Annotated in this window: 11 protein-coding genes and 1 riboswitch; of the genes, 3 read left to right on the forward strand and 8 right to left on the reverse strand. The window is 64.6% G+C overall.

Annotated features, from left to right (window positions below; translation table 11 throughout):
* Window positions 1-2: 2 nt before the first annotated feature.
* Window positions 3-479, forward strand: a complete 477-nt coding sequence (locus tag AC0L27_RS30190) for a hypothetical protein (protein WP_354063973.1) — start codon at window positions 3-5, stop codon at window positions 477-479.
* Here AC0L27_RS30190 and AC0L27_RS30195 read toward each other — a convergent pair.
* The 4 genes from AC0L27_RS30195 to AC0L27_RS30210 form a co-directional block, all read right to left on the reverse strand.
* Window positions 476-1921, reverse strand: coding sequence for an MATE family efflux transporter (locus tag AC0L27_RS30195; protein ID WP_354063971.1), 1446 nt, complete (start codon window positions 1919-1921; stop codon window positions 476-478). The two genes, AC0L27_RS30190 and AC0L27_RS30195, sit on opposite strands and share 4 nt — an antisense overlap.
* A 163-nt stretch (window positions 1922-2084) precedes the next feature.
* Window positions 2085-3137 (reverse strand): hypothetical protein, encoded by a 1053-nt coding sequence (locus tag AC0L27_RS30200; protein WP_354063969.1) that lies wholly within the window; start codon window positions 3135-3137, stop codon window positions 2085-2087.
* A gap of 122 nt (window positions 3138-3259) precedes the next feature.
* Window positions 3260-3670, reverse strand: coding sequence for a PAS domain-containing protein (locus tag AC0L27_RS30205; protein ID WP_275168440.1), 411 nt, complete (start codon window positions 3668-3670; stop codon window positions 3260-3262).
* 177 nt (window positions 3671-3847) lie between these two features.
* Window positions 3848-4954: a 2'-deoxycytidine 5'-triphosphate deaminase gene (locus tag AC0L27_RS30210; protein WP_275168441.1), complete on the reverse strand. Its 1107-nt coding sequence runs from the start codon at window positions 4952-4954 to the stop codon at window positions 3848-3850.
* A 110-nt stretch (window positions 4955-5064) separates the two neighbouring features.
* Window positions 5065-5144: riboswitch (SAM riboswitch) on the forward strand.
* 70 nt (window positions 5145-5214) lie between these two features.
* On the opposite strand from AC0L27_RS30210, the gene AC0L27_RS30215 reads away from it, so the two are divergent.
* The gene (locus tag AC0L27_RS30215) at window positions 5215-6411 is read left to right on the forward strand and encodes an O-succinylhomoserine sulfhydrylase (RefSeq protein WP_275168442.1); all 1197 of its coding nucleotides are present in this window, start codon (window positions 5215-5217) and stop codon (window positions 6409-6411) included.
* A 144-nt stretch (window positions 6412-6555) separates the two neighbouring features.
* Here AC0L27_RS30215 and AC0L27_RS30220 read toward each other — a convergent pair whose 3' ends face one another.
* The 3 genes from AC0L27_RS30220 to AC0L27_RS30230 are packed head-to-tail and all read right to left on the reverse strand — an operon-like array spanning window position 6556 to window position 9605.
* Window positions 6556-7548 carry an SGNH/GDSL hydrolase family protein gene (locus tag AC0L27_RS30220; RefSeq protein WP_275168443.1) on the reverse strand — a complete coding sequence of 331 codons (993 nt, stop codon included), beginning with the start codon at window positions 7546-7548 and terminating at the stop codon, window positions 6556-6558.
* 12 nt (window positions 7549-7560) lie between these two features.
* Window positions 7561-8340 (reverse strand): SGNH/GDSL hydrolase family protein, encoded by a 780-nt coding sequence (locus AC0L27_RS30225; RefSeq protein ID WP_275168444.1) that lies wholly within the window; start codon window positions 8338-8340, stop codon window positions 7561-7563.
* The gene (locus tag AC0L27_RS30230) at window positions 8340-9605 is read right to left on the reverse strand and encodes an OpgC domain-containing protein (protein ID WP_354206145.1); all 1266 of its coding nucleotides are present in this window, start codon (window positions 9603-9605) and stop codon (window positions 8340-8342) included. Before AC0L27_RS30230 ends, AC0L27_RS30225 begins: the two co-directional genes overlap by 1 nt.
* Window positions 9606-9810: 205 nt before the next feature.
* On the opposite strand from AC0L27_RS30230, the gene apaG reads away from it, so the two are divergent.
* Complete coding sequence (gene apaG / locus AC0L27_RS30235) at window positions 9811-10203, forward strand: Co2+/Mg2+ efflux protein ApaG (protein WP_027514422.1); 393 nt, start codon at window positions 9811-9813, stop codon at window positions 10201-10203.
* 140 nt (window positions 10204-10343) lie between these two features.
* On the opposite strand, the gene AC0L27_RS30240 is transcribed toward apaG, so the two are convergent.
* Entirely contained in the window at window positions 10344-11351 is a 1008-nt protein-coding gene (locus tag AC0L27_RS30240; protein WP_354206141.1) for an Hsp33 family molecular chaperone, read from the reverse strand.
* Between the last annotated feature and the right edge of the window lie 99 nt (window positions 11352-11450).

Raw genomic sequence — 11450 nt, forward strand, 5'->3', positions numbered from 1 at the left:
CCATGAGAGGTGCGGACAAGGTGATCTGCCAGGCAGCCGCCGTGCTGCTGATGTTTTCGATTTCGAGCGCGCCGGCAAAGGCGCAGTTCCTCGGCGGCGGCGGTGCCGGCGGCGAGGACATGATGACGCAGATGGCACCGATGCTGGAGATGATGAAGGCCAAGATGGGCAAGCGCCGCTTCGGCATGATGATGCAGACCATGGGCCCGATGATGAGCCGCATGATGGAGAATGGCGGCGGCGGAATTGGTGGCCTCGGCGGCGGCAATCTCGGCGGCGGTTTCGGTGCACCCAATTACGGTGGCTACGCGCCGATGGGCGCAGGCGGATACATGCCGACCGGAATGGGCGGCATGGGTGGCGGCGATATCATGGGCATGCTCGGCGGCGCCGGTGGCGGCGACATGATGGCGATGATTCCGCAACTGATGCGGCTCACCAACGTCGGTGGCGGCCATCGCCGCCACCGGCACCGCTAGTCCGCAGCGGCCGACAGAGCCGGCCTGATCGCAGGTTTGGTTTGGCGCGGTCCCCAGCGTGTCAGCACCACGCTGGAGGACGAGAGCAGGCCGAGCACGACCATCGAGCTCGCCGCCAGCCAGAAGAAGTTTTGCGCGGTGGCATCATGCGTCGACAGCCACCAGCCGACCGCCGCGATGTAGATCAGCCGCGCGGTCTGCGCCAGCACCGGCCCGATCACCTTCGCAGCGCCCTGCGACGAGAAATACATCGTCGAGGCGAGGCCGATGAAGGCGTAGAACGGCGCCACCGTCGACAGATATTGATGGCTGGTCGCGCGCACGGTCGCGCTGTCGGTGAAGATGTTGACCCAGAGATCGGGGAAGATCGCAACCAGGCACGCCGGTGCACCGACGGCGACGAAGGCGCTCGCCGCCGCGATCCAGGCGATGCGCCGGGCGCGGGCGATGCGGCCGGCGCCGACCGCCATGCCGATCATCGGCACCGAGGCGATGCCGAACGAGAACGCGATCGAGGTCAGCAGGAATTCCAGCCGCGCACCGATGCCGTAGCCGGCGAGGATCGCGGTGCCGAATTTCGCAAGCATGTGGGTGAAGATCGAGATTGTCAGCACCGATTGCAGCGGCGAGAAGCAGGCAACGGCGCCCACTTTGAGGATGTCGAAAAACATCGCCCATTGGATGCGAAGTCCGCGCAGCTTCGGCGTCACGCGGGCGCGGCCGGAGAACAGGTACCAGCCCATCACGCCGATGTTCATGCAATAGGCAATCAGCGCGCCGGCGGCGACGCCGCGCATGCCGAATTGCGGCACCGGACCGAGCCCGAGGCCGAGCGTGCCGCCGAGCACGATCTGCCAGGCCGCAGAATTGAGGATCAACAGCGACGGCAGCTTCATGTTGCCGGTGCCACGCAGGACCCCGGCCATGGTGTTGAGCAGCCAAGGCAGCACGGCGCCGCCGAAAAACACCTGGGTGTACGCGATCGCATGCGTCAGCACCTCGCCGCGGCCGCCGAGCATCTCAAGCACCTTGGGTCCGAAGATCAGCATGCCCAGCATGAAGACGAGGCCGAAGCTGATGCCGATCAGCAGCGCGTGCGCGGCGAGCGTCCCAGCACGCTCGCGATCGCCGGCGCCGAGCGCCCGCGCGATGGCGGAGGCTACCGCGCCGCCCATCGCACCGCCCGACATGGTCATGGTCAGGATCACTGTCGGAAACACCAGCGCCATCGCGGCCAGCGCTTCCACACCAAGACGTCCGATATAGGAGGTCTCCGCAATCACTGTGCAGGTACCGGCGGAGAGCGCGACAACGTTGGGCCACGCCAGTCCGAGCAACGTGCGCAGGATCGGCCCGTCCGTCAGCGCGCTCCTCACGGGGCGCGGGGGCGGCGGCAGCGGACGCTCTTGTTCATCGACCGGGATTTCGGCGATGTCTGACATGTCCTCTCCGGGCGAAGCGCCATTTGCGGCGCAGCAATGCTTAGGTGTGCCAATGAATTGGTTCGCGCGCAGGGCGCAACGAGAGGCTTGTTAGCACGACGCGCAGCGATTCCTCCTGCGCCAGGTGCAGGCGTGCCCTGCGGCAGCGCATTTCGTGGAGGAATTAACCGATGCGCCAGAGCAACGGCGGACGGCCGCCCGGTGTCGGGGACAGGTGCACGCCGATGTGCCGCCCGCATCCGGCGGCAAGCCCCTCGAACAACCCCGCCAGCACCTCGGCGCAAGCTGGGTGGTGATCGGCGACGCCGTCCATCAACTTCCAGCTCTGCTGACGGATTTCAAACGTGCCTTCGGATTGTGTCGTCTCAGCCGCATCGTCCTGCGCGACCAACAGCGCGTTGAGGAACGTCGCGAATTCGCTCGCACCGCCGCGGCCCATCGACAGCGCCGCAGCGACCTCATCGAAATATTGCATCCCGATCAGCTTGCCGGTGAGGTGCAGGAGATAACCCGCATCCTCCGGACCGAACAGCTGCACCATTACGGGCGCGGCAGTGCGCACATATTCCATGGCGTAGTTGCGATAGGCTTTTTCCAGTCGCGGTCTCGGCCAGCTTGCGACCGGCAATGCCGGAGCCGCGGCGGCATCGAACAGCGGCGCTTCGAGATGCCGCGCGAACACGAGGCGCTGGTCGAGTTCGAGCGGCTGGTCATATTGATAATAGTAGCCTTCGAGCCCGTCCTGGCCGTCGACGCTCTGCTTGGTGCAGACGAACCCCAATCTGATATCGCCGAGCGCGACACCGTTGTTGGCGTGCCAACCGCGCAGCATTGCGCGTGAGACTTCGCCCGGCACTCCGCAGATCGCGGTGCCCTTCCAGATCCAGCGCGGCGGCGGATAGCGGATCCAGGCTTTGCGGTCGCTCTCATACATGTATTCGACGTGCACCCCGCCGATCCAGTTCGAGAGGTAGTGATATTGCGCGGCCGCCACAGCGGGCGGCAGATGGCTCAGCCCGAGCTTCTCCAGCCCCGGCAGGAAGCGCTCCTGCTGCTGGCGGCGAAACACGCGAAACACGAACTCCGCAGCATCTGCCGTGCCGCGCCGCGTGACCACGGTGAGGATCAGGCCGGTAAAATAGGCGTGATAGAGATCGGCAACCGCGCGCCAGCGTTTCCATTGAGCTTCCTGCGCGGGGTCTGATGCGGCGGCCATGTTCGCTCCCGATCGTTGTTTTGATCGAGTGTGTCACTGCATCCGGTGAGGGACAAGCTGAGCCGCACGCAGGGCGCCCTGCACGCCGGCTCGCCAATTCCGCATCACGAATTTTGCGAGGCTTAGTTTTGCGCAGCTTTGGCGGCACGCTCGCGCTCGACGCGCTCGGTCACGTCACGGGCCATCGCCACCGATCCCTGCACCACTCCAGCGGCGTCCCGCACCAGCGCGAAGGTCATCTCGATGTAGAGCTTGCGTCCGTCCTTGTGCAGCGCGCGGGTCAGTGTCGGCTTGCCCGCAAGCTTCATCGCGCCGCTGGCAAGCGCGGCCTCGAAGCCTTTCCAGTGCGCGGCGCGCAGATGTTCGGGAATGATCAGGTCGAGATTCTGGCCCAGCGCTTCGTCCGCGGAGAAGCCGAACAGTGCGGACGATGCGCGATTCCAGCGCATGATCGTGCCGGAGCGATCCGAATAGATCAGCGCGTCTGCAACGTCGTCGAGAATTTTTGCGTCCAGTTGGGATTGATCTGTCATTTCGCCACCTCGGACGTAGCCCGGATTTCGCTTCTCATCCTGACACAGATTCGGTGTCATCGCCCGACTCTATCGGGCGATCCAGTATTCCAGAAGCGGATGTCATCGAACCGATAGGTTGCGGCGTACTGGATGCCCCGGTCAAGCCGGGGCATGACAGCGGAGGTGAGGCTATCGCTACACCCGGAAATGCTTGCTCAGCTTCAGCCCCTGGGCCTGGTAATTCGAGCCGATACGCTGGCCGTACATGGCGTCGGGGCGAGCCAGCATCTTCTCGTAGACGAGGCGGCCGACGATCTGGCCGTGCTCGAGGATGAACGGCACCTCGCGCGAGCGCACTTCGAGCACGGCGCGCGAGCCCAGCCCGCCGGCACCGGCATAGCCGAAGCCGGGATCGAAGAATCCGGCATAATGCACGCGGAACTCGCCGACCAGCGGATCGAACGGCACCATCTCCGCGGCGTAATCGGGCGGCACCTGCACCGCCTCTTTCGACGCCAGGATATAGAACTCGCCGGGATCGAGGATCAGGCTGCCGTCGGGACGGGCCGAGATCGGCTCCCAGAACTCGTCGACGGAATAGCCGGCGCGACGATCGACGTCGATCACGCCGGTGTGGCGCTTGGCGCGATAGCCGACGAAGCCGCCGCTCTTCTCGCCGGAAAGGTCAACAGAGACGGCGACGCCGCCGGTGAGATCGGCATCGTCGATATCGACGAGACGCTCGGTCGCGTGCAACGCCTCAAGGTCGTCGATGTTGAGGATGGCGTCGCCGGTGCGGAAGCGCACCTGCGACAGGCGCGAGCCTTCGCTGACCAGCACCGGGAACGTCTTCGGGCTGATCTCGGCATAGAGCGGGCCGTGATAGCCGGCGCCGATCATGTCGAAGCGGCGGGTGCCATCGGCGATCACGCGGGTGAAGACGTCGAGCCGGCCGGTCGAGCTTTTCGGGTTGGCGGCCGCGACGATCTCCGGCGGCAGCGCGAGGCTTTCGAGCAGCGGCACGATGTAGACGCAGTTGGTCTCCAGCACTGCGCCGTCGGCGAGGCTGAACTCGTGCAGCTTCAACTCGTCGATGCGCTCGGCGACGGTGGCGCCGGGACCGGGCAGGAAGCTGGCGCGAACGCGATAGGCGATGTCGCCGAGGCGAAGGTCGAGGCTCGCCGGCTGGATCTGGCTCTCGACGAAATCGTATGCGGGCAGGATGAGACCGCCCTCCGCCATCGCCGCGATCATGCGGTCGGGCAGGATACCATTGGCGTCGGCGGCAACCGTGAACGTCAACCGGGGGTCCTCATAGGGGTCCAATTCATCCCGACACACGGGGAAATAATAGCGTTTTACGGCTATCCGATGGACGTCTTGACGGAAAGGGCATTGCGGAATATGAGCATGACTTATCCCGTGGTGATTTGAGCCGGCCGGCTTGCAGCCACGTTAAATAAGTCGCTAAACAGGCCGGGGACCTCTGTGATCCCGGCCCGTGGAGATATTCCAGGCCGGTTTTTTTGTGACCATTTCGATGGTCACGCAGAGGAGATCCTATGTCGAAGCCCCCGGCGCCCACCGCGCACTACCGTCCCGAAACCCGCCTGGTCCATTCCGGCACCCTGCGCTCGCAATATGGCGAGACCTCGGAGTCGCTGTTCCTGACCCAGGGCTACGTCTACAACAGCGCCGAGGAGTGCGAGGCGCGGTTCAAGGGCGAGGACCCCGGCTTCATCTATTCACGTTACTCCAATCCGACCATTGCGATGTTCGAGCGCCGCATGATCGAGCTCGAAGGTGCCGAAGCGGCACGTTCGGCCGCGACCGGCATGGCCGCGGTGACGACAGCGATCCTGGCGCCGCTCAAGGCCGGCGATCACGTCGTGGCCTCGCGCGCGCTGTTCGGCTCGTGTCTCTACGTCGTGCAGGATTTGCTGCCGCGCTACGGCATCGAGACCACGCTCGTCGACGGCCTCGATCTCGACCAGTGGCAGCGCGCCATGAAGCCGAACACCAAGACGTTCTTCCTGGAGAGCCCGACCAATCCGACGCTCGACGTGCTCGACATTCCCGGCATTGCCGAGATCGCACACAGCGGCGGCGCGCGGCTCGTCGTCGACAACGTGTTCGCCACCCCGATCTGGCAGAGCCCGCTCGCGCTCGGCGCCGACGTCGTGGTCTATTCGGCGACCAAGCACATTGACGGCCAGGGCCGCTGTCTCGGCGGCATCATCCTGTCCTCGGAAGCGTTCATCGCCGAGCACATCCATAATTTCATGCGCCAGACCGGCCCGTCCATCTCGCCATTCAACGCCTGGGTCCTGCTCAAGGGCCTGGAGACGCTCGCCGTGCGCGTGCGCGCGCAGACCGAGACGGCGGCGCGCATCGCGGACGTGCTGGCGAGCCATCCGAAGATTTCGCGGCTGGTGTTTCCCGGCCGCGCCGATCATCCGCAGGCTGCATTGGTGAAGAAGCAGATGCGCGGCGGCTCGACGCTGGTCGGTCTCGAGGTCAAGGGCGGCAAGCAGGCGGCGTTCCGCGTGCTCAACGAGCTCAAGCTGGCCAAGATCTCGAACAATCTCGGCGACGCCAAGAGCCTCGTCACGCATCCCGCGACCACGACGCATCAACGTTTGAAGCCAGAGGACCGTGCCGCGCTCGGCATCAGCGAGGGCTTCATCCGCTTCTCGGCGGGGCTGGAGCACGCGGATGATCTGATCGAGGATCTGACCGCCGCACTGGAGAAGGCGTGAATTATTGTCGTCCCGGCGAAGGTCGGGACCCATAACCACAGGAAGCAGTTTGGCGAAGACCCAGAGTTAAGGGGCGCGGCACGAACACCGCGCACCATTGATGGATCACGCGGTATGGGTCCCGGCCTTCGCCGGGACGACAAGTCACATCGGCCGGTACGTCCGCACGTCCCCGGGCACGTTGACGCCGAGCTTGATCTGGCCGACGGAGCGGATGATGTCGTCGCCGAGGAGCTGGGCGAAGCAGGCATAACCCCAATCGTTCATGTGCAGGCCATCGGCGATCACGAAGCTCTCGACCGGAATCGATTGCTTCTCGTGCCAGTCGCGCATCACCTCGAAGCGCGGGAAGATGCCGACGTGACGGAGCTCGGCGACCTTGCCGAGCAGCTTCACCATCTTGCCGGCGCTGTCCGCGCGCTGGTTGACGGCGGGCGAATATTGCGGATCGACGAGCACGACGTCAGTACCGCCGGCAGCCTGGATGCTGGCGATGCCGTCCTCCACGAGCTTGGCCGTCTCGCCGGGATCGAGATTGCGCAGCACGGCATTGGTGCCGACCTGCCAGATCACCAGATCCGGATGCACATCGATCACCTCTTTCTGGAGGCGCTTCATCATCTCGGGCGCGTCCTCGCCGCCGACGCCGGCATTGACGACGGTGATGTCCGCGGTCGGATAGTGCCGGTGCAGCTGTGCGGCAAGGCGATTGGGATAGTTGAACTCAGGCGAGCTCGCGCCGAATCCCGCGGTCGACGACGAGCCGAATGCGACGATGACGACGGGCTGGCCGGCGACGAGCTTGCCCGCGACGTGCGGCAGCGAGCCCATTGCCTTCGAGCCGCCCTTCGGCGACAGGCAGGGGACGCGGCTGAAAATGTCGCCGGCGGATTTCGCGACCTGCTTCACCTTGTCGATGGCGCGCGCCGTAATGCCACGCTGGTCGGGGGACGTCGCTGCGACGGTGGTCTGGGACGGCGAAGCGGGAGCCGGATTAGCCGACTGCTGCGGGGCCGGCGTTGCTTGCGCGGCCTGCGTCTGCGCGTGCGACTGCGAGGCCGGACTCAGCACCAGCAGCAGCGCTGCTGCGGGCACAGCCAGCCATGCCGTCAGGCAAAAAGGGCGGAGAGAACTCATTAACGCTAGACCTCAATTTTGCTGCTGGGCCGGCTCCAGATGGGCAGCGTCGATCACGAACTGTGCCAACGCCCGGCCAAGGCAATCATGGACCTGTTTCGCCAGCTCAGGCCCGCGCGACGGGCTGAACAGGTCGAACTGCCCCTGATCATTCCACTGCCGCATGATCGCGAAACGATCGAACAGCGGAATATCGTGCTCCTGCGCCACCACCCGCATATTGTCGAGGTATGGCGGCGCCGAGATCATGGTTTCGGTACGCGGACTGTACTGCAAATTCATCAAGACGACGTCAGCCCCTGCCTTTTGCAACGCAACAACCCCTTCGGTCACCGCGCCACGAAAATCGTCGGGATCAATGGCTCGGATAGCATCCACGGTCCCGGTCTGCCAGATGACCAAAGTAGGCGCTTTTGCTTCCATCAGCTTAACGAAGCTGGCGGCCGCCTCCTCCGCCGTTTTCTTGCTCTGTATTTCTACGGAGACGTGCACCGCCTCGGACGGCGGCAGCTTGTCCTTCAGAATGGCTTGCATCCGCGCGGGATAAGAGGCGTCCTCGGAAGCCGGAATCGTGGTCGAACGGCTGCCGATGACCAGGATTTCGAGCGGCTTGCCGGCCTTGATGGCATCGGCGACCTTGGGAAGCTGGCTTTCGCTGCTGAGCAGATAGGATGGCAATTCACAGGCTGCAGGCGCGGCTGAAGCAGCAGACGCAGCATCGCCCGCGCGCGCCGGAGGCGCGGCGAGACCACCGCACAGCAGGATCAGGCTCAGGAAAACCTTCGCCTTCATCAGCCCCCTCCCGCCATATCGGCGCTGCCGACGGCGCTTTTGGTTTTCGAACCGCTCTTATCAGCCACCCGCTTGTACCACGAAATCAGCCAGGCCATGGCCCACATGATCAGGATTCCGGAGAGACTAATTAGCGCATGCATGACCGGGCCGCCCGAGACCTCGGCCAGGATGAAATGGCCCGCAAAGGCGAGGAAGACGCCGAGACAGAATATCTCCAGGGAATGCGAGCCGCACAGGATCAGCGGCCGCAGCCAGGGCGATTTCAGGCCCGGCCAGTCCCGCGGCAGGACGCGCACGGTGAGCGCGGCCAGCGCCAGGAAATGCGTGAAGCGCAGCACGTCGAGGTCGGCCTTGTCGATCGGATACATCCACTGCTCGAGCCGCTTCGGCATGAAGTGGGAGAGCTGCGGCACATACCAGGTCAGCGTCACGTAGAATGCCGCGACCAGATAGGCGATCGCGATCCACATCGTCACCCGCGAAGCCAGAATGCGCGACATCCGGCGCGCCCCCCCGAGCGCGCACCATGCCCCGAACACGAACAGCAATTGCCAGGCGAAGGGATTGAAGGCCCAGAAGCCGTTCGGATAGGCCGACAGATAGAGGTCGTATTCCCAGGTCACCGCGTAGAGCGCGACCGAGAGACCGAGCGTCACATCGGGGCGCCATTTCATCAGCCACAGGATCAAGGGCAGCGCCAGCATCAGCACGATATAGAGCGGCAGCACGTCCATGTTGACGGGACGGAAGCGCAGCAGCAGCGCCTGCACGATCGTGACGTCGGGCTGCTTGAGGAAATCCATGATGCCCATCTCTTCGGTGTAGAGCGGGTTCTCGAACCTGGTCGCGACGTAGGAGATTTCGGCAAGGAAGATCGTGAACAGGAAGACGTGGGCGACATAGATCTGCCAGACGCGCCGCAGGATGCGCGCGGTGGCGACGACGATGCCGGACTCCAGCATCGCCCGACCGTAGACGAAGGCGGCGGTATAGCCGGAGATGAAGATGAAGATCTCGGTGGCGTCGCTGAAGCCGTAATTGCGGATCGTGAACCAGGTGAGAAGGCTCGGCGGCAAATGGTCGATGAAGATCAGCCACAGCGCGAGGCCGCGGAACAGGTCGAGCCGGAGCTCGCGCTCGCCGATGGCGGGCAGCGAAATGGCCGGCGCGGCCGCGCGCCGCTTCGTCCCCGCGGACTTGGCCTCCACAGGCTTAGCAGTTCCCGCGATCGTCGATCCCGTCACTTGGTCGGCAATGGTCATCGGGGGCCTAAAAACCCTTCCGCAAATCGCGACGTGGCAAGGAGTGTACCGGTCCGGCCGTCATCTCGCAAAGCGACCGGATCACATGCAAATACATTTGCAAGTACATTTGGACGTGTACTTCCCTGCGAATTCTGGCGGGACGATGTCGCTAAAGCCGCCTCCGGCGTTTGGTTCCCGGGCGGATTTCGGTATGATGGCAATCATGTACCGCGCCGTGACCCGCCAGATCGAAGTGACCGTCGAGCCGAACTTTGTTCCGGAGCAGTCGTCGGCCGACCGCTCCCGTTATTTCTGGGCCTACACCATCGTCATCACCAATTCCGGCGACGAGACCGTGCAGCTCAAGACGCGGCACTGGATCATCACCGACGCCACCGGGCGGCAGCAGGAGGTGAAGGGCGAGGGCGTGGTCGGCGAGCAGCCGACGCTCGCCCCCGGCGAACGCTTCGAATACACCTCCGGCGTACCGCTCACGACCGCCTCGGGCTTCATGACCGGCCGCTACCAGATGGTCAGCGCAACCGGCGAGCGCTTCGAGATCGACGTGCCGACGTTCTCGCTGGACAGCCCGGACAACAAGCGGGTGTTGAATTAGCGCGGTGTCGTACGGTGTACGAGCGCCTGGCACGCGGCTTCCCCGAACCTCGTCATTGCGAACGCAGCGAAGCAATCCAGAGTCTTTCCTCGGAGAGATCCTGGATTGCTTCGCTCCGCTCGCAATGACGGAGGGGCAGCCTACGCGTCTTCCACGCCCGCCTCATCCGGTGTGAACTCGTACACCGACGAGCAGAACTCGCAGGTGACGACGACCTTGTCGTCCTTGACCATCGCGGCGCGGTCGTCGGGCGAAAAGCTCTTCAACATCGATGCGACCGCATCGCGCGAGCAGGAGCATTGCGCCTTCAAGGCCAGCGGATTGAACACGCGCACGCCGCGCTCATGAAAGAGACGGTAGAGCAGCCGCTCGCCGGACAGCTCGGGATCGATCAGCTCGACGTCTTCGACGGTTTCGATCAGCGAGCGCGCCTCGACCCAGGCATCGTCTTCAGCGACGGCATGCACTTCGACGCCTTCGGGCGCATCGCCGGGATGCAGATCGGCCTGCCGCGCGCGCTCGGGCGCCTTCGGCAGGAACTGCATCAGCATGCCGCCGGCACGCCAGCGATGCTTGCCGCCGTCGTTCGAACGCCACTCCTCGCCCACCGCGAGACGCACGCGGGTCGGGATCTGCTCGGAGCGCAGGAAATATTCGTGAGCGGCGTCTTCGAGGCTGCCGCCGTCGAGCGCGACCAGGCCCTGGTAGCGGCTCATGTCGGGGCCCTGGTCGATCGTCATGGCGAGATGACCGTGGCCCAGCAGCGCGCCGGAATCTTTTGCATCCCCGAGGCGCGCGGCGTCGTAGCGGGCATAGGCGCGCAGGCGATCCGGCGCCTGGTAGTCCACGACCAGGAACGACACCGGACCGTCGGTCTGGGCCTGGAGGATGAAGCGGCCCTCGAATTTCAGCGAGGAGCCGAGCAGCGTAGTCAGCACGATGGCCTCGCCGAGCAGCTTGCCGACCGGCGCGGGATAATCGTGCCTGGTCAGGATCTCGTCGAGCGCCGAACCAAGCCGCACCAGGCGACCGCGCACGTCGAGCGCGTCGACCTCGTAGGGCAGCACGGCGTCATCGATCGGAACTGCGGATGGCGCGCGAACCGGGCCTTCGGGCCCGGTTTTCATGTCTGGGGATTGGGAAACCATGGCGCTTTATCTGGGGTCGGAAGGCGGAATTGGAAGGGGGGCGGGCTGAGTGTTCCAGGCAACGATTGGATCGCAAACAAGCGCGGCACACTCAGTGTC

It is taken from the genome of Bradyrhizobium sp. Ken51 (assembly GCF_055807435.1).